The sequence below is a fragment of the Streptomyces sp. NPDC006384 genome (assembly GCF_042870695.1).
Lineage (GTDB): Bacteria > Actinomycetota > Actinomycetes > Streptomycetales > Streptomycetaceae > Streptomyces.
Genome location: NZ_JBIAHR010000009.1, coordinates 199,377 through 216,231 on the forward strand (window position 1 = coordinate 199,377; position 16,855 = coordinate 216,231).

The following is a 16,855-nucleotide window of genomic DNA, read 5'->3' on the forward strand; positions in this document are numbered from 1 at the left end:
GCTACGATCCCTTTTTGTGACCCGCGAAGTGACCCTGCCTCTGATCGTCGACCACCGCGGCACCCTGCAGGTGTCCGCGGCCGACGTGAGCAAGTTGCTGCGCACGGTGGGCGGACGGTGGCTGCGGCTGGTGGAGACCGGCGAGGAGACCCTGGACGAGGACACCGTCGCGGCCCTGACCATCGAACTCGCCAAACTGGCCGACCGCATCGACGTGGCGTGCATCGCCCACAGCAGCGGCCAGACCCCCTGACCCCGCCCCCTCCCGCACCGTTCCGCCGCCTGCGCCCGGCCACCGTCCGCGGCACCGCCAGTGGCACCACCCGCGGCGCCGTCAGCGGATCGGCATGCCGGACAGGGTGCGCGCGATGACGAGCCGCTGGATCTCGCTGGTGCCTTCGAAGATCGTGTAGATCGCCGCGTCCCGGTGCATGCGCTCCACCGGGTACTCGCGGGTGTAGCCGTTGCCGCCCAGGATCTGGACCGCCTGGGCGGTCACCTTCTTCGCGGTCTCGCTCGCGAACAGCTTGGACATCGAGCCCTCGGCGGCCGTGAACGGCTTGCCGTTGACCGCCATCCAGGAGGCCCGCCACACCAGCAGCCGCGCCGCGTCGATCGACGTGCGCATGTCGGCGAGCTGGAAGGCGACGCCCTGGTTGTCGATGATCGGCCGCCCGAACTGCTCGCGGGTGCGGGCGTATTCGAGGGCGACCTCGTAGGCGGCGCGCGCGGTGCCCACCGCCATGGCGCCGACCGCCGGACGGGACGCCTCGAACGTGGCCATCGCGGCGTTCTTGAAGCGCTCACCCCCCTTCTTCGCCTTCTCCCGGGCGCGGGCCAGGCGCTCGTCCAGCTTCTCCTTGCCGCCGAGCAGGCACGAGCCGGGGACGCGCACGTCGTCGAGGACCACCTCGGCGGTGTGCGAGGCGCGGATGCCGTGCTTCTTGAACTTCTGGCCCTGGGACAGGCCCGGCGTGCCCGGCGGCACGATGAAGGAGGCGTGGCCCTTGGAGCCGAGCTCCGGGTCGACGACGGCGACGACGACGTGGACGTCGGCTATGCCGCCGTTGGTCGCCCAGGTCTTGGTGCCGTTCAGCACCCACTCGTCCTTGGCCTCGTCGTACACGGCACGCGTGCGCATGGAGGCGACGTCGGAGCCGGCGTCGGGCTCGGAGGAGCAGAACGCGGCGACCTTGACGTCGTGCGCGTCGCCGTACATCTGCGGGATCCAGGTGCCGATCTGCTCCTCGGTGCCGTTGGCGAGGACGCCGACGGCGGCGAGGCCGGTGCCGACGATGGACAGCGCGATGCCGGCGTCGCCCCAGAACAGTTCCTCCATGGTCATCGGGATGCCGAGGCCGGTGGGGTCGAAGTACTGCTGGGCGTAGAAGTCGAGGGAGTAGATGCCGACCTTGGCGGCCTCCTGGATGACCGGCCAGGGGGTCTCCTCGCGCTCGTCCCATTCGGCGGCCGCGGGGCGGATGACGTCGGCGGCGAAGCCGTGCAGCCAGTCCCGGACCTCCTTCTGTCCGTCGTTCAGCTCCATGGTGAACTCGGCCATGACCCCTCCAGTGGCGCACGCGCATGTTACTTACGGTAACGCGAGTCTGTTACCGGTGGGTAAGAAAGTCAACTCCCGCAGTACCGGCCTCCTCCCGTTCGCGGGGAGGTGTCCGACGGGTGTTACTTTGCGCAGGCGTCACGGAATCAGCACGGGTGGGGAGCACACCATGGACACCACGCAGCGGACCGATCAGCAGCGGTCCGCCGACCGCCGACGGCGCGAGCTGCTGGAGGCCGCCGACCGGGTGGTGCTGCGCGACGGCCCGCAGGCCTCGATGAACGCCATCGCCGCCGAGGCGGGCATCACCAAGCCGATCCTCTACCGTCACTTCGGTGACAAGGGCGGCCTGTACGCCGCCCTGGCCCAGCGTCACACGGACGCCCTCCTGGACTCGCTGCGGGCCGCCCTGGACGCCCCGGCCCGGCGGCGCGCACGCGTCGAGGCCACCTTGGACACCTATCTGGCGGCCATAGAGGCCCGCCCGCAGGTGTACCGCTTCCTGATGCACCCGGCGGAGGGCACCACCGCCTCGGGCGACCAGGCCGAGCAGGGCTTCGACGTCGGCAGGCACTCGGCGCCGCTGCTGCGCCGCATGGGCGAGGAGCTGGGCAAGGTCATCGAGGAACGCCTCGACATGGGGCCGGGCGGTGAGCGGCTGGCCCGGGTGTGGGGACACGGCATCGTCGGCATGATGCACGCCGCCGGCGACTGGTGGCTGGGCGAACGGCCCTGCTCCCGGGCCGAACTGGTGACGAGCCTCGCGGACCTGCTGTGGGGACGGCTGTCCGAGGCCGGGGACAGGGCCGGCGGCCCGGGCTTCTGACGGCCCCGCACCGGGCACGGCGCCGTCCGCCTCCCAGGGGCACGGCGCCCTCCGCGCCGCCCCCCCCTCCGCGCCCGGCGTCGCCGGCCCGCCGCGCCCGCACCCCGCGGGCGCGGTCAGCGGCTCCAGGACGCCTTCGCCACCTGCCGCGCCAGCCTCCGGCGGCGCCGGCCCGACAGCCGGTCGGCGTAGACCCGGCCCTCCAGATGGTCGCACTCGTGCTGCAGGCACCGGGCGAAGAACCCCGTCCCGCGCACGGTGACCGGCTCCCCGGCCGCCGTGAACCCCTCCACGACCGCCTCGTCGTACCGCTCGGTTCCCGCCTCCAGCCCGGGCAGCGACAGGCAGCCCTCCGGGCCGCGCACCACCACCCCGCCGGTCTCGACGAGCCGCGGGTTCACCACATGGCCGAGGTGGCGCACGTCCTCGTCGTCGGGGCAGTCGTACACGAACACGCGCAGCGGTTCGCCGATCTGGTTCGCGGCCAGGCCGACGCCGTGGGCGGCGTACATGGTGGCGAACAAGTCCTCCACGAGCGCCGCGAGTTGCGGACCGAAGTCCGTCACCTCGTCGCAGGGGGCGTGCAGGACGGGGTCGCCTAGGAGAGTGAGGGGCCGTACGCGCCCGTGGACGCCCGGGATGGAGCCGTGTCGCATGACGGCCAGAGTAAGGTCCCTGTGTCTCCCGGCGGCACGCGCCCACCGCCGGGCCCGTGCGGCCGGTGCCGCGATTCGGGAGTGCGAACGGATCTCGATAGGCTGAGCTCCACACCACGTGGCCGTCAGGCTTCACAGGCTTCAGGCGCGGCGCGTACGGCAAGGAGGATCGAGAACTGATGGCAGGCAACTCGGACCCGCTCACGCCGCGGGCCAAGCTGGCCGTGACCGCGGGCAAGGCGGTCGCGGCGGCGTCCCGCGCGGCGGGGCGCGGCAGCGGTTCGGTGATCGGCGGCCGGGTGGCGCTGAAACTCGACCCCGACCTCCTCGGCCGGCTCGCCCAGCACCTGGACGTGACCCTCGTCTCGGCGACCAACGGCAAGACCACCACCACCCGGCTCATCGCCGAGGCCCTCAAGGCCGCCGGCCCGGTCGTGTCCAACGCGCTCGGCGCCAACATGCCGGCCGGCATCACCTCGGCGCTGGCCGACGGCACGGACGCCCGGTTCGGCGTCATCGAGGTCGACGAGAAGTACCTCGTCGGCGTCGCCCAGGCCACCGACCCGAAGTGCATCGCCCTGCTCAACCTCTCCCGCGACCAGCTCGACCGCGCCGCCGAGACCCGGATGCTCGCCGAGAACTGGCGCGAGGGCCTGGCCGGTTCGAAGGCCGTGGTCGTCGCCAACGCCGACGACCCGCTGGTGGTGTGGGCCGCCTCCTCCTCCCCCAACGTGATCTGGGTCGCCGCCGGGCAGATGTGGAAGGACGACGCCTGGTCCTGCCCCGCCTGCGGCGGTGTGATGCAGCGCCCGGGCGACGACTGGTTCTGCGGCGAGTGCGGCTTCCGCCGTCCCACGCCGAGCTGGGCCCTGTCCGGCGACCACGTCATCGACCCGCACGGCTCCGCCTGGCCGATCCACCTCCAGCTGCCGGGCCGCGCCAACAAGGCCAACGCCGCCTCCTCGGCCGCCGTCGCCGCCGTCTTCGGGGTGCCGCCGCAGGTCGCCCTGGAGCGCATGTACCAGGTGCAGGCGGTCGCCGGACGCTACGACGTCGTCCAGTTCCAGGGCCGTGACCTGCGGCTGCTGCTCGCCAAGAACCCGGCGGGCTGGCTGGAGACCTTCTCCCTGATCGACCCGCCGCCGGCCCCGGTCATCCTGTCGGTGAACGCCCGCGGCGCCGACGGCACCGACACCTCCTGGCTGTGGGACGTGGACTACACCCGGCTGACCGGCCACCCGATCTGCGTGATCGGCGACCGCAAGCTGGACCTCGCGGTGCGCCTGGAGGTCGCGGACCAGCAGTTCCAGGTGTGCGAGAACCTCGACCAGGCGGTGCAGCTGTGCCCGCCCGGCCGGATCGAGGTCATCGCGAACTACACCGCCTTCCAGGACCTGCGCCGCCGCGTCGGCAACTGACCGCGAGATTTCAGGGGACTTTCGTGAGCGACAACCAACTGCGGATCGTCTGGATCTACCCGGACCTCCTCAGCACCTACGGCGACCAGGGCAACGCCCTGGTCGTGGAGCGCCGGGCCCGCCAGCGCGGCCTCGACGTGGCCCGGCTCGACGTGCGCAGCGACCAGCCGATCCCGACCTCCGGCGACATCTACCTGATCGGCGGCGGCGAGGACCGCCCGCAGCGGCTCGCGGCCGAGCGGCTGCGCCGCGACGGCGGCCTGCACCGGGCGGTGGAGAACGGCGCGATCGTCTTCTCCGTCTGCGCCGGCTACCAGATCCTCGGCCACGAGTTCATCAACGACCTCGGCCGGCGCGAGCCGGGCCTCGGCCTGCTCGACGTGGTCTCCACGCGCGGCGAGGGCGCGCGCTGCGTCGGCGACGTCCTCGGTGACATCGACCCGCGCCTCGGCCTGCCCCCGCTGACCGGGTTCGAGAACCACCAGGGCGTCACCCATCTGGGCCCCACCGCCCGCCCGTTCGCCCAGGTCCGCTTCGGCAACGGCAACGGCACGGGCGACGGCACGGAGGGCGCGTACAACGACACGGTCTTCGGCACGTACATGCACGGCCCGGTGCTGGCCCGCAACCCGCAGATCGCGGACCTGCTGCTGAAGCTGGCCCTGGACGTGAACGCGCTGCCGCCCACCGACGACCGGTGGTACGAGGCGCTGCGCGACGAGCGCATCGCGGCCGCGCAGCAGCCCGCCTGACACCTCCCGCGACAGCCCGTCTGATGATGCGTCCGCACAGGTGAGCGGGTGCGTCCAGCAGGCGGACGCACGGTTCGGCCCCGTCGCCTCGTACCGCTAGGGTGGCGGGGAACCGAACCGGACAGCGCGGTCCGGACCCGTGCCACGTGGAGAAGGTATTTCGGGCTATGCGCATTGGTGTCCTCACGTCCGGCGGTGACTGCCCCGGCCTGAACGCCGTCATCCGGTCCGTCGTGCACCGCGCCGTCGTCGACCACGGCGACGAGGTCATCGGCTTCCGGGACGGCTGGAAGGGCCTCCTGGAGTGCGACTACCTCAAGCTCGACCTCGACGCCGTCGGCGGCATCCTGGCCCGCGGCGGCACCATCCTCGGCTCCTCCCGGGTCCGTCCCGAGCATCTGCGGGACGGCGTCGAGCGCGCCCGGGGCCACGTCGGGGAACTCGGCCTCGACGCGATCATCCCGATCGGCGGCGAGGGCACGCTGAAGGCGGCCCGGCTGCTGTCCGACAACGGCCTGCCGATCGTCGGCGTGCCGAAGACCATCGACAACGACATAGCGGTCACCGACGTCACGTTCGGCTTCGACACGGCGGTCACCGTCGCCACCGAGGCCCTGGACCGGCTGAAGACGACCGCCGAGTCCCACCAGCGGGTGCTGATCGTCGAGGTCATGGGCCGGCACACCGGCTGGATCGCCCTGCACTCGGGCATGGCCGCCGGTGCCCACGCCGTCGTCGTGCCGGAGCGGCCCTTCGACATCGAGGAGCTGACCGCCAAGGTCGGCGAGCGCTTCGCCGCGGGCAAGCGGTTCGCCATAGTGGTGGCCGCCGAGGGCGCCAAGCCGAAGGCCGGGACCATGGAGTTCGACGAGGGCGGCAAGGACGTCTACGGCCACGAGCGCTTCGCCGGGATCGCCCGCCAGCTCTCGATCGAGCTGGAGGAGCGCCTCGGCAAGGAGGCCCGGCCGGTGATACTCGGCCACGTCCAGCGCGGCGGCACGCCGACCGCCTACGACCGGGTGCTGGCCACCCGCTTCGGCTGGCACGCGGTGGAGGCCGTGCACCGCGGAGAGTTCGGGATGATGACGGCCCTGCGGGGGACGGACATCGAGATGGTGCCCCTGGCCGAGGCCGTGGAGACGCTGAAGACGGTGCCGGACGCGCGGTACGACGAAGCGGAGTGCGTGCTCTGAGGACACGGTGGCACCGTGCTCCGCCGCCCCCGGTGACAGAAGTCGCCGGGGGCGGTTCTAGTCTTGGTCCGGACAGACAGCGCTCAACCCCCACGAAACAGGAGCCGGCGGATGGATCACAGCGGGCACGGCATGACGACGGATCTGCCGCCGTTCACGCTGGAGCGGGGGCTCGGCTGGTCACCCGACGCGTTCTTCCTGACCGCGTGCCTGGTGGGCCTGGCCCTGTACGGCTGGGGGGTCGTCCGTCTGATGCGGCGCGGTGACGCGTGGCCGGTCGGGCGGACCGTCGGCTTCGTCGCCGGCGTGCTGAGCGTGGCGCTGATGATGTGCACCAAGCTCAACGACTACGGCATGGTCATGTTCAGCGTGCACATGGTGCAGCACATGGTGATCAGCATGGTGTCGCCGATCCTGCTGCTGCTCGGTGCCCCGATCACCCTGGCGCTGCGGGCGCTGCCCCCGGCGGCCCGGGGCAGCAAGGGGCCGCGCGAGCTGCTGCTGATGCTGCTGCACAGCCGCTACATGCGCGTCGTCACGCACCCGGTGTTCACCATCCCGCTGTTCATCGCGAGCCTGTACGCGCTGTACTTCACCCCGCTCTTCGACTCCCTGATGGGCTCCAAGGTCGGGCACATCGGGATGATGGTGCACTTCCTCGCCGTCGGTCTGGTCTTCTTCTGGCCGATCATGGGCGTGGACCCGGGCCCGCACCGGCCGGGGCACCTGATGCGGATGCTGGAGCTGTTCGCCGGGATGCCGTTCCACGCGTTCTTCGGCATCGCGCTGATGATGGCCTCCTCCCCCATGGTCGAGACGTTCAAGAACCCGCCCGCGTCGCTGGGCATCGAGGCGCTCTCCGACCAGAACGCGGCCGGCGGCATCGCCTGGGCGTTCAGCGAGGTCCCGTCCGTGCTGGTGCTGCTCGCCCTGGCCTTCCAGTGGTACGCCTCCGACCAGCGGCAGGCCCGGCGCACCGACCGGGCCGCCGACCGCGACGGCGACAAGGAGCTCGAGGCGTACAACGCCTACCTGGCGTCGCTGAACGCACGCGGGAACTGAGCGCCCGGCACCCTCCTCCCGGCCCGGAAAACGGTGCACATATCGCCGTACCCGCCGTCCGACGGCGAAACGGGGGCACCATGGAGGGCAACGGACCACGAGGAGGGTGTCGCGATGCCCGGTTCCACGGACAGTTCCACGAAGACGATGGGGGCGCTCACCATCGGCGGCCTGGTCGCGGTGACGGCCTACACGGTGGCGCTCGGCAGCAACGGCTGGCTGTGGTTCGGCTGGGTCGTCCTGGGTCTGATCACGGTCGGGGTGGTCGCCACGCGCAGCGCCTGAGCCGCGGCGGCCGGCCTCATTCGCGGCCGAGCCGCCCGGCCGAGTGGACGCCCGGCTGGTACTTGGGCAGCCGGACGGTGATCTTCATGCCGGCGCCGACGGCGGTCTCGATGACGAGGCCGTGGTCGTCGCCGTAGACCTGGCGGAGCCGGTCGTCGACGTTGGACAGGCCGATGCCGCCCGACGGGCTGACCTCGCCCGCGAGGATGCGGCGCAGGAGGCCGGGATCCATGCCGGCGCCGTCGTCCTCGATGACGACCAGGGCCTCGGCGCCCGCGTCCTGCGCGGTGATCCGGATGTGGCACTTGCCCGAGGACACGGCCTTGCCCTCCAGTCCGTGCTTGACGGCGTTCTCCACGAGCGGCTGGAGGCAGAGGAAGGGCAGGGCCACCGGCAGCACCTCGGGGGCGACCTGGAGGGTGACGGAGAGGCGGTCGCCGAAGCGGGCCCGCACGAGCGCCAGGTAGTGGTCGATGGCGTGCAGCTCGTCGGCGAGGGTGGTGAAGTCGCCGTGCCGGCGGAACGAGTAGCGGGTGAAGTCGGCGAACTCCAGCAGCAGCTCGCGGGCGCGCTCGGGATCGGTGCGCACGAAGGACGCGATCACCGCGAGCGAGTTGAAGATGAAGTGCGGGGAGATCTGGGCCCGCAGCGCCTTGATCTCGGCCTCGATGAGCCGGGTGCGGGACCGGTCGAGGTCGGCCAGCTCGAGCTGGACCGACACCCAGCGGGCCACCTCGCCGGCCGCCCGGGCCAGGACGGCGGACTCGCGGGGCGCGCAGGCGACGAGGGCGCCGTGCACCCGGTCGTCGACGGTGAGCGGGGCGACGACCGCCCAGCGCACCGCGCAGTCGGGGGTGGAGCAGGTGAGGGGGAACGCCTCCCCGCGGCCGGTCTCCAGCGGGCCGGCGAGGCGCTCCATGATCTCGGCGCGGTGGTGGGCGCCCACACCGTCCCAGACCAGGACCTGCTTCCGGTCGGCCAGGCACAGCGCGTCGGTGCCGAGCAGCGAGCGCAGTTTGCGGGCCGACTTGCGGGCGGTCTCCTCGGTGAGGCCGGCGCGCAGCGGCGGGGTGGCGAGGGAGGCGGTGTGCAGGGTCTGGAAGGTGGCGTGCTCGACCGGTGTGCCGAGCCCGCCGAGGTGCCGCGGCCGGGCCGTGCGCCTCCCCAGCCAGAAGCCCGCGGCCAGCAGGGGCAGCACGGCGGCCAGCAGACCCGCCAGGAAGCCGCTCACGGTGACACCTCCTTGCGCAGCTCGTCCGCGCGCCGCTCGTCCGCGCGCAGCTCCCCGGTGCCGAGCTCTTCGGGCAGGTGGAAGCGGGCCAGGACCGCCGCCGTCCCGGCGGGCACCCGCCCCGGGGTGGCCAGGGAGACCAGCACCATGGTGAGGAAGCCCAGCGGCACCGACCACAGGGCCGGCCAGGCCAGCAGCGCGTGCAGGGTGCCGCCGTCCGGGAAGCCGCCCATGGTCGCGGCGACGGCGAGCAGCGCGGAGCCGCCGCCCACCAGCATCCCGGCCGCCGCGCCGGGCGGGGTCAGCCGCCGCCACCAGATGCCGAGGACGAGCAGCGGGCAGAACGAGGAGGCGGACACGGCGAAGGCGAGACCGACGGCGTCGGCGACCGGCAGTCCGCCGACCAGGGCGCTCGCCGCGAGGGGCACGGCCATCGCGAGGACGGTGCCGAGGCGGAAGTGCGGCACGCCCCGGGACGGCAGCACGTCCTGGGTGAGGACGCCCGCGACGGCCATGGTCAGCCCCGACGCCGTGGACAGGAACGCGGCGAAGGCACCGCCCGCGATCAGGGCGCCGAGCAGGTCGCCGCCCACTCCCCCGATCATCCGGTCCGGCAGCAGCAGGACGGCGGCGTCGGCGTCGCCGGTGAGGGTCAGCTCGGGGGCGTAGAGGCGGCCGAGGGCGCCGTAGACGGGCGGCAGCAGGTAGAAGGCGCCGATCAGGCCGAGGACGGCGACGGTGGTGCGGCGGGCGGCGACGCCGGTCGGGCTGGTGTAGAAGCGGACCACGACGTGCGGCAGGCCCATGGTGCCGAGGAAGGTGGCGAGGATCAGCCCGTACGTCGCGTACAGCGGGCGCTCCGTGCGGCTCTCGGCGCGCGAGGGCGACAGGGCGTCGTCGGCGCCGCGTCCGGCGGCCGGGACCGGGGTGCCCTCGGCGAAGGTGAGACGGGTGCCGGCCTCGATGCGGTGGGTGCCGGCGGGCAGCAGGGTCCGGGTGCCGTCGAGGGCACGGCCGTCCACGGTGCCGTCGACGGTGACGGTGAGCGGCTCCTCGAGTTCGAGGGCGAGGCCGGCGTCGACGCGGACGGAGCGCTGCTCGCGGAAGGCGGCCGGTTCCTCGAAGGCACGGCCGGGCGCGCCGTCGCCCTGCCAGGCCAGGACCAGGAAGAACGCCGGGACGAGCAGCGCGGTGAGCTTCAGCCAGTACTGGAAGGCCTGCACGAAGGTGATGCTGCGCATGCCGCCGGCGGCGACGATGGCGATGACGACGACGGCGACGATCACCCCGCCGAGCCGGTCGGGCGCGCCGGTCAGCACGGTCAGCGTCAGCCCGGCGCCCTGGAGCTGGGGCAGCAGGTACAGCCAGCCGACGCCGACGACGAAGGCGCCGGCGAGCCGCCGTACCGCCCGGGAGGCGAGGCGGGCCTCGGCGAAGTCGGGCAGGGTGTAGGCGCCGGAGCGGCGCAGCGGGGCGGCGACGAACAGGAGCAGGACCAGGTAGCCGGCGGTGTAGCCGACCGGGTACCAGAGCATGTCGGGGCCCTCGGCGAGGAGCAGGCCGGCGATGCCGAGGAAGGAGGCGGCGGAGAGGTACTCGCCGCTGATGGCGGCGGCGTTCAGGCGGGGGCCGACGGTGCGGGAGGCGACGTAGAAGTCGGAGGTGGTGCGGGAGACGCGCAGGCCGAAGGCGCCGACGAGGACGGTGGCGACGGCGACGAGGGCGACGGCGGGTATCGCGTAGTTCGGGTTCATCGGCGTGCCATGGCTTTGCTGGTCACCGGTCCTCGACGAGGCGGACGAAGTCGCGTTCGTTGCGTTCGGCGCGGCGGACGTACCAGCGGGCGAGGAGGACGAGCGGGGCGTAGAGACCGAAGCCGAGGACGGCCCATTCGAGGCGGCGGGCGCCGGGCGTCACGGCGAACAGCAGCGGCAGCGGGCCGACGAGCAGTGCGAGCGCGGCGAGGGCGGTGAGGCCGGCCCGCAGCTGGCTGCGCATCAGGGAGCGGACGTAGGTGTGGCCGAGGGCGGTCTGCTCGTCGATCTCGGTGCGCGGGCGGTGGTGGCCCGAGGCGCGGCGGCGGGTGTGCCGGGGCGGGCCGGTGACGGTGACGCGGCGCTCGGCGGGGTCCTGGGGCACGGTTCACCGCCTCCGCATGAGCAGGTCCCGCAGTTCGCGGGCGTGGCGGCGGCTGACCTGGAGTTCCTCGGTGCCGACCAGGACGCTCACCGATCCGGCGTCCAGGCGGAGTTCGCCGATGTGGCGCAGGGCGACCAGGTGGCGGCGGTGGATGCGGACGAAGCCGCGGGCCCGCCAGCGTTCCTCCAGGGTGGACAGGGGAATGCGGACGAGGTGGCTGCCCCTGTCGGTGTGCAGGCGGGCGTAGTCGCCCCGGGCCTCGACGTGGGTGATGTCGTCGACGGCCACGAAGCGGGTGACGCCGCCGAGCTCGACGGGGATGTGGTCGGGGTCCGGTTCGTGCACGGGTATGCGGGGGGCGGCGCCGACGGTGCCGCGCTGTTCGGCGACGCGGCGGACCGCCTCGGCCAGCCGTTCCGTGCGCACGGGTTTGAGGACGTAGTCGACGGCCTTCAGGTCGAAGGCCTGGACGGCGAAGTCCTCGTGCGCGGTGACGAACACGATCAGCGGCGGCCGGGCGAAGCCGGTCAGCAGCCGGGCGAGGTCCAGCCCGTCGAGGCCGGGCATCTGGATGTCGAGGAAGACCACGTCGATGGCCTCGGGGCCGTGCGGGCCGGACTCCAGGGCCCGGTTGATGCGGCGCAGTGCCTCGGTGGCGTCGCCGGCGCCCTCCACGCTGCCGATCCGCGGGTCGGCGCCCAGCAGGTAGAGCAGTTCCTCCAGCGAGGGGCGTTCGTCGTCGACGGCGAGGGCGCGCAGCATGAAGGTGGAGTGTAGGTGGTATCCGCGCGCCTGGACACGGGCCCGGTGCGCGGGTCCGGACGCGGCCGGGGCGGTGGGGCGCGGGCTGGCTACAGTGCGGGCATGAACAGCAGGCCCTCGCCCTTCGACGAGCTCGACCGGAAGATCGTCACCGCGCTGATGGCGAACGCCAGGACGTCCTTCGCGGAGATCGGCGCGGGGGTGGGGCTGTCCGCGACGGCGGTCAAGCGCCGGGTGGACCGGCTGCGGGAGTCCGGTGTGATCACCGGGTTCACGGCGACGGTGCGGCCGTCCGCGCTGGGCTGGCGCACCGAGGCGTACGTGGAGGTGTACTGCGAGGGGGCGGCCCCGCCGAGGCGGCTGGCCCAGGTGGTGCGGGGCTATCCGGAGATCACGGCGGCGATGACGGTGACCGGCGGGGCGGACGCGCTGCTGCACGTGCGGGCGCGGGACGTGGAGCACTTCGAGGAGGTGCTGGAGCGGATCCGGGCCGAGCCGTTCATCCGGAAGACGATCAGTGTGATGGTGCTGTCGCACCTGCTGCCGGACAGTCCGGAGGCCGGGGCGAACCAGCCGGCCCCCGAGGGCGCAGCAGACCTGCGCTGACCTGGCCCAGGACGCAGCGTTCGTGCGTGGACACGCAGCTCTCCTCGCTTGTCGTCCGCGCGGCCGCTTCCTACCGTGGTGTCATCCCCCGGTCACCGTACGTCAGGAAGCGGAGGTACCCCTTCGTGCCCGACTCCCGTGTGCCGCGCCGGCGGCGCTTCCTCGTCTGCGAACCCAGACACTTCGCCGTGCAGTACGCGATCAACCCGTGGATGCGCTCCGGGGAGCCCGTCCACGTGGGCCGTGCGCTCACCCAGTGGCGCACGCTGATCGACACCTACCGCCGCCACGGGCACACCGTGGACACCGTGGCGCCGGTCCCCGGGCTGCCCGACATGGTCTTCGCCGCCAACGCGGCGCTCGTCGTGGACGGCCGGGTCTTCGGCTCGCTGTTCCACGCGCCGGAGCGCCGCCCCGAGTCCGTCCCCTACGAGACGTGGTTCAAGGGCGCGGGCTTCGACGTGCACGAGCCCGAGGCGGTCTGCGAGGGCGAGGGCGACCTCGTGCCGGTGGGCCGCTGGATCCTGGCGGGCACCGGTTTCCGCACGACGCCCGAGGCGCACCGCGAGGTGCAGGAGTACTTCGGGCGGCCGGTGGTGTCGCTGACGCTGGTGGACCCGTACTTCTACCACCTGGACACGGCCCTGTTCGTCCTCGACGACGGCCACGAGGGGGGCGACGGGAACATCGCCTACTACCCGGGAGCCTTCTCGCCCGGCAGCCGTGAGGTGCTGGAGCGGCTCTACCCGGACGCGGTGCTCGCCACCCGTGAGGACGCCATGGCGTTCGGGCTGAACTCCGTGTCCGACGGACGGCACGTGTTCATCTCGCCCGGTGCCGGGGAACTCGCCGACCGGCTCGCGGGCCTCGGTTACGTCCCCGTCCCCGTCGACCTGTCCGAGTTCCACAAGGCCGGTGGCGGCATCAAGTGCTGCACCCAGGAGATCCGGGAGACCCGCTCATGACCGCACCCGCCCGCACCCGCGGCTCCGAGGAGCTCATCCGCGCGGAGGAGCCCGTCCTCGCCCACAACTACCATCCGCTGCCCGTGGTGGTGGCCCGCGCGGAGGGCGCCTGGGTGGAGGACGTGGAGGGCCGCCGCTACCTGGACATGCTGGCCGGCTACTCGGCGCTCAACTTCGGCCACCGCCATCCGGCGCTGATCGAGGCCGCGCACCGCCAGCTGGACCGGCTGACGCTGACCTCGCGCGCCTTCCACAACGACCGGCTCGCGGGCTTCGCCGAGAAGCTGACCGCGCTGACCGGCACGGACATGGTGCTGCCGATGAACACCGGCGCGGAGGCGGTGGAGAGCGGCATCAAGGTGGCCCGCAAGTGGGCGTACGACGTGAAGGGCGTCCCCGCCGACCGGGCGACGATCGTGGTCGCGGCGGACAACTTCCACGGCCGTACGACCACGATCGTCGGCTTCTCGACGGACGAGACGGCCCGCGCCGGCTTCGGTCCCTTCACCCCCGGCTTCCGGATCGTGCCGTACAACGACCTGGCCGCGCTGGAGGCGGCCGTCGACGACACGACGGCGGCGGTGCTGATCGAGCCGATCCAGGGCGAGGCGGGCGTCAACATCCCCGACGACGGCTATCTGGCGGGTGTGCGGGAGCTGACCCGGCGGGCCGGGTGCCTGTTCGTCGCGGACGAGATCCAGTCGGGCCTGGGCCGCACCGGGCACACCCTCGCCGTCGAGCACGAGGGGGTCGTCCCGGACGTGGTGCTGCTGGGCAAGGCGCTGGGCGGCGGCATCGTGCCGGTGTCGGCGGTGGTGGGCCGCCGGGAGGTGCTCGGTGTGCTGCGTCCGGGCGAGCACGGGTCGACCTTCGGCGGCAATCCGCTGGCGGCCGCGGTCGGCACGGCGGTGGTGGAGCTGCTGGAGACCGGCGAGTTCCAGCGCCGGGCGGCCGAGCTGGGCGAGGTGCTGCGCAAGGGCCTTCAGACGCTGGTCGGCAAGGGTGTCGTCGGCTTCCGGGCGCGGGGCCTGTGGGCGGGCGTCGACGTGGACCCGGCGATCGGCACCGGCCGCGAGGTCAGCGAGCGGCTGATGTGCGAGGGCGTCCTGGTCAAGGACACCCACGGCTCCACGATCCGCCTGGCCCCGCCGCTGACCGTCACGGCCGGGGAGCTGCGGGAGGCGCTGGGCACGCTGGAGAAGGTCCTGGCCTCCTGAGCGCCGGCGTCAGAAAGCGGTCCGGCCCCGGTCGAGCCGCTCCACGTGCGTGACGTTGTCCCGGTCCTCGGCGTCCGTGCTCGCCCCGGCCGCGAACCAGGCGTCGAGGATCTCCCGCAGCAGCGGCGCCGAGGTCAGCCGCAGGCCGAGGGCGAGGACGTTGGCGTCGTTCCAGCGGCGTGCCCCGTCGGCGGTGTACGCGTCGGTGCACAGGGCGGCCCGCACCCCCGGCACCTTGTTCGCGGCGATCGAGGCGCCGGTGCCGGTCCAGCAGCACACCACCGCCTGGTCGGCCGTGCCCTCGGCGACGTCGCGCGCGGCCCGCTCCGAGCACACCGCCCACCGCGGGTCCTGCCCGGGGCGCAGCGCGCCGTGCGTCAGCACCTCGTGGCCGCGTGCGCGCAGCTCCTCGACGAGGAGACGGGCGACGGGTTCGTCCATGTCGGAGGAGACGGAGATCCGCATGTGCGAAGGGTAGCCGGTGGGGCCGTTCACCTCATCGGCGCAGCCGCATGACCGACGTCACGCCCATACCCAGCATGATCGGGGGAACGGTACGACCTGAGAAATGTACGACCGAGCAGCGCTCCGTCCCCGGAGTGTCTGCGCGTGGAAAGGCAGGCCGCCACGTCCTCCAACGAGAACGGCCCAGAACCCGACGCCGCGGCGATCCGGCGCCACCCGGCGCTGTTCCGGGCCATCAGGCGTCGGCAGAACCCCCGGCTGCGCCGGTCGGACATCACCGTCACGGACGAGGCCGCGGTCAAGAAAGCCGTGAAGGCGGCGTCGCTGGGCAATGCCATGGAGTGGTTCGACTTCGGCATCTACGCCTACCTGGCCGGCACCATCGGCCGGGTGTTCTTCCCGTCCGGGAGCGACACCGCGCAGCTGCTGTCCTCGTTCGCCACCTTCGCCGTGGCGTTCCTGGTGCGGCCGCTGGGCGGCATGGTCTTCGGCCCGATGGGCGACAAGATCGGCCGCAAGAAGGTGCTCGCGCTGACGATGATCCTCATGGCGATCGGCACGGCCGCCATCGGGCTCATTCCCAGCTACGACGCGATCGGCTTCTGGTCGCCGCTGCTGCTGATCGTCTTCCGCCTGCTCCAGGGCTTCTCCACCGGCGGCGAGTACGGCGGCGCGTCCACCTTCATCGCCGAGTACGCGCCGGACAAGCGGCGCGGTTTCTTCGGCAGCTTCCTGGAACTGGGCACGCTGGCCGGGTACACCGGCGCCGCCGGTCTCGTCACCGCGCTCACGGCGTGGCTCGGCAGCGACACCATGGACGCCTGGGGCTGGCGCATCCCGTTCCTCATCGCGGCGCCGCTCGGCATCGTCGGTATCTACCTGCGGCTGAAGCTGGACGACACGCCCGCGTTCCTGAAGCTGGAGGACGCCAACGTCCACGTCTCCGACGCGGCGAACGCCGTGGAGACCACCGCCCGGGGCGACCTCGCCAAGATCTTCCGCACGCACTGGCGGGCGCTGATCCTGTGCATCGCGCTGGTCGGCGCGTACAACATCACCGACTACATGCTGCTGTCGTACATGCCGACGTACCTGTCGGACGAGCTGCACTACAGCGAGAGCCACGGTCTGCTGATCCTGGTGGCCACGATGGTGCTGCTGATGCTGATCATCAACCAGGTGGGACGGCTGTCCGACCGCTTCGGCCGCAAGCCCCTCCTGATGACTGGCATGATCGGCTTCTTCGTGCTGTCCGCGCCGGCCTTCCTGCTGGTGCAGGACGGCAGCCTGCTCGCCGTCTCGGCCGGCATGCTGATGCTCGGCCTGTCCCTGGTCTGTCTGCTCGGCACGATGTCCGCGGCGCTGCCGGCCATGTTCCCGACCAACGTCCGGTACGGGTCGCTCTCGGTCGGCTACAACCTGTCGGCCTCCCTGTTCGGCGGGACCACGCCGCTGGTCATCACCGCCCTGATCAGCGTGACCGGCTCCGACATGATGCCCGCCTACTACGCGATGGCCGCGGCCCTGGTCGGCGTCGTCGCGGTGGCCTGCATGAAGGAGACGGCGCAGAAGCCGCTCGCCGGCTCCCCGCCCTCGGTGCAGACCGCGGAGGAGGCGGCGGAGCTGGTGGAGGCCCAGGCGCCGACACCGAAGTTCTGAAACGGCCCACGGCACCGGCGGGGCGCCACCCCAGAGGTGGCGCCCCGCCTTCGTGTCT

18 protein-coding genes are annotated in these 16,855 nt (G+C 72.6%); 11 read left to right on the forward strand and 7 right to left on the reverse strand.

Features of this window, described 5'->3' with window-relative positions:
* The first annotated feature begins 16 nt into the window (after window positions 1-16).
* Window positions 17-253: a DUF6213 family protein gene (locus ACFYOJ_RS14790; RefSeq protein WP_356551001.1), complete on the forward strand. Its 237-nt coding sequence runs from the start codon at window positions 17-19 to the stop codon at window positions 251-253.
* Window positions 254-334: 81 nt separating this feature from the next.
* Here ACFYOJ_RS14790 and ACFYOJ_RS14795 read toward each other — a convergent pair whose 3' ends face one another.
* Window positions 335-1,561, reverse strand: a complete 1,227-nt coding sequence (locus tag ACFYOJ_RS14795; RefSeq protein WP_356550999.1) for an acyl-CoA dehydrogenase family protein — start codon at window positions 1,559-1,561, stop codon at window positions 335-337.
* 169 nt (window positions 1,562-1,730) lie between these two features.
* Here ACFYOJ_RS14795 and ACFYOJ_RS14800 point away from each other — a divergent pair, with 169 nt between their 5' ends.
* Window positions 1,731-2,387, forward strand: coding sequence for a TetR family transcriptional regulator (locus tag ACFYOJ_RS14800; protein ID WP_356550997.1), 657 nt, complete (start codon window positions 1,731-1,733; stop codon window positions 2,385-2,387).
* Window positions 2,388-2,503: 116 nt separating this feature from the next.
* On the opposite strand, the gene def is transcribed toward ACFYOJ_RS14800, so the two are convergent.
* Window positions 2,504-3,043, reverse strand: a complete 540-nt coding sequence (gene def, locus ACFYOJ_RS14805; RefSeq protein WP_356550995.1) for a peptide deformylase — start codon at window positions 3,041-3,043, stop codon at window positions 2,504-2,506.
* Window positions 3,044-3,222: 179 nt separating this feature from the next.
* Between def and ACFYOJ_RS14810 the strand changes: the two genes are divergently transcribed.
* From ACFYOJ_RS14810 to ACFYOJ_RS14830, 5 genes are all read left to right on the forward strand, one after another.
* Window positions 3,223-4,461 carry a MurT ligase domain-containing protein gene (locus tag ACFYOJ_RS14810; protein ID WP_356550993.1) on the forward strand — a complete coding sequence of 413 codons (1,239 nt, stop codon included), beginning with the start codon at window positions 3,223-3,225 and terminating at the stop codon, window positions 4,459-4,461.
* A gap of 23 nt (window positions 4,462-4,484) precedes the next feature.
* Window positions 4,485-5,213, forward strand: coding sequence for a glutamine amidotransferase (locus ACFYOJ_RS14815; protein ID WP_356550991.1), 729 nt, complete (start codon window positions 4,485-4,487; stop codon window positions 5,211-5,213).
* Between the two features lie 167 nt (window positions 5,214-5,380).
* Window positions 5,381-6,406, forward strand: coding sequence for a 6-phosphofructokinase (locus ACFYOJ_RS14820; protein ID WP_356550990.1), 1,026 nt, complete (start codon window positions 5,381-5,383; stop codon window positions 6,404-6,406).
* Window positions 6,407-6,517: 111 nt separating this feature from the next.
* Entirely contained in the window at window positions 6,518-7,468 is a 951-nt protein-coding gene (locus tag ACFYOJ_RS14825) for a cytochrome c oxidase assembly protein (RefSeq protein ID WP_356550989.1), read from the forward strand.
* 114 nt (window positions 7,469-7,582) lie between these two features.
* A complete protein-coding gene (locus tag ACFYOJ_RS14830; RefSeq protein ID WP_356550987.1) occupies window positions 7,583-7,753 on the forward strand; it encodes a hypothetical protein in 171 nt (56 codons plus the stop codon).
* A gap of 16 nt (window positions 7,754-7,769) precedes the next feature.
* Here the strand turns inward: ACFYOJ_RS14830 and ACFYOJ_RS14835 are convergent, their stop codons facing one another.
* Genes ACFYOJ_RS14835 through ACFYOJ_RS14850 form a run of 4 tightly spaced genes read right to left on the reverse strand, consistent with a single transcriptional unit; the run spans window position 7,770 to window position 11,885 of the window.
* Entirely contained in the window at window positions 7,770-8,984 is a 1,215-nt protein-coding gene (locus ACFYOJ_RS14835; RefSeq protein ID WP_356550986.1) for a histidine kinase, read from the reverse strand.
* Window positions 8,981-10,738 (reverse strand): cation acetate symporter, encoded by a 1,758-nt coding sequence (locus tag ACFYOJ_RS14840; RefSeq protein WP_356550984.1) that lies wholly within the window; start codon window positions 10,736-10,738, stop codon window positions 8,981-8,983. The genes ACFYOJ_RS14835 and ACFYOJ_RS14840 overlap by 4 nt, the downstream gene beginning before the upstream one ends.
* Before the next feature lie 22 nt (window positions 10,739-10,760).
* Entirely contained in the window at window positions 10,761-11,123 is a 363-nt protein-coding gene (locus tag ACFYOJ_RS14845) for a hypothetical protein (RefSeq protein ID WP_356550983.1), read from the reverse strand.
* Between the two features lie 3 nt (window positions 11,124-11,126).
* A complete protein-coding gene (locus tag ACFYOJ_RS14850) occupies window positions 11,127-11,885 on the reverse strand; it encodes a LytTR family transcriptional regulator DNA-binding domain-containing protein (RefSeq protein ID WP_356550981.1) in 759 nt (252 codons plus the stop codon).
* Between the two features lie 102 nt (window positions 11,886-11,987).
* On the opposite strand from ACFYOJ_RS14850, the gene ACFYOJ_RS14855 reads away from it, so the two are divergent.
* From ACFYOJ_RS14855 to rocD, 3 genes are all read left to right on the forward strand, one after another.
* Window positions 11,988-12,491: an Lrp/AsnC family transcriptional regulator gene (locus ACFYOJ_RS14855; protein ID WP_356550980.1), complete on the forward strand. Its 504-nt coding sequence runs from the start codon at window positions 11,988-11,990 to the stop codon at window positions 12,489-12,491.
* Window positions 12,492-12,616: 125 nt separating this feature from the next.
* Window positions 12,617-13,456 (forward strand): dimethylargininase, encoded by an 840-nt coding sequence (gene ddaH / locus ACFYOJ_RS14860; protein ID WP_356550978.1) that lies wholly within the window; start codon window positions 12,617-12,619, stop codon window positions 13,454-13,456.
* Window positions 13,453-14,673 carry an ornithine--oxo-acid transaminase gene (gene rocD / locus ACFYOJ_RS14865; protein ID WP_356550977.1) on the forward strand — a complete coding sequence of 407 codons (1,221 nt, stop codon included), beginning with the start codon at window positions 13,453-13,455 and terminating at the stop codon, window positions 14,671-14,673. The genes ddaH and rocD overlap by 4 nt, the downstream gene beginning before the upstream one ends.
* A gap of 9 nt (window positions 14,674-14,682) precedes the next feature.
* Here the strand turns inward: rocD and ACFYOJ_RS14870 are convergent, their stop codons facing one another.
* Window positions 14,683-15,138 (reverse strand): RpiB/LacA/LacB family sugar-phosphate isomerase, encoded by a 456-nt coding sequence (locus ACFYOJ_RS14870; protein ID WP_356550975.1) that lies wholly within the window; start codon window positions 15,136-15,138, stop codon window positions 14,683-14,685.
* A 144-nt stretch (window positions 15,139-15,282) separates the two neighbouring features.
* On the opposite strand from ACFYOJ_RS14870, the gene proP reads away from it, so the two are divergent.
* Window positions 15,283-16,797 carry a glycine betaine/L-proline transporter ProP gene (proP, locus tag ACFYOJ_RS14875; protein ID WP_356550974.1) on the forward strand — a complete coding sequence of 505 codons (1,515 nt, stop codon included), beginning with the start codon at window positions 15,283-15,285 and terminating at the stop codon, window positions 16,795-16,797.
* Window positions 16,798-16,855: the final 58 nt, after the last annotated feature.

Coding starts and splice junctions, on each gene's coding strand:
- ACFYOJ_RS14800 (WP_356550997.1), top strand. CDS start 1,731: ATGGACACCACGCAGCGGACCGATCAGCAGCGGTCCGCCGACCGCCGA.
- def (WP_356550995.1), bottom strand. CDS start 3,043: ATGCGACACGGCTCCATCCCGGGCGTCCACGGGCGCGTACGGCCCCTC.
- ACFYOJ_RS14820 (WP_356550990.1), top strand. CDS start 5,381: ATGCGCATTGGTGTCCTCACGTCCGGCGGTGACTGCCCCGGCCTGAAC.
- ACFYOJ_RS14850 (WP_356550981.1), bottom strand. CDS start 11,885: ATGCTGCGCGCCCTCGCCGTCGACGACGAACGCCCCTCGCTGGAGGAA.
- rocD (WP_356550977.1), top strand. CDS start 13,453: ATGACCGCACCCGCCCGCACCCGCGGCTCCGAGGAGCTCATCCGCGCG.
- ACFYOJ_RS14870 (WP_356550975.1), bottom strand. CDS start 15,138: ATGCGGATCTCCGTCTCCTCCGACATGGACGAACCCGTCGCCCGTCTC.
- ACFYOJ_RS14840 (WP_356550984.1), bottom strand. CDS start 10,738: ATGAACCCGAACTACGCGATACCCGCCGTCGCCCTCGTCGCCGTCGCC.
- ACFYOJ_RS14795 (WP_356550999.1), bottom strand. CDS start 1,561: ATGGCCGAGTTCACCATGGAGCTGAACGACGGACAGAAGGAGGTCCGG.
- ACFYOJ_RS14855 (WP_356550980.1), top strand. CDS start 11,988: ATGAACAGCAGGCCCTCGCCCTTCGACGAGCTCGACCGGAAGATCGTC.
- ACFYOJ_RS14830 (WP_356550987.1), top strand. CDS start 7,583: ATGCCCGGTTCCACGGACAGTTCCACGAAGACGATGGGGGCGCTCACC.
- ACFYOJ_RS14825 (WP_356550989.1), top strand. CDS start 6,518: ATGGATCACAGCGGGCACGGCATGACGACGGATCTGCCGCCGTTCACG.
- ACFYOJ_RS14810 (WP_356550993.1), top strand. CDS start 3,223: ATGGCAGGCAACTCGGACCCGCTCACGCCGCGGGCCAAGCTGGCCGTG.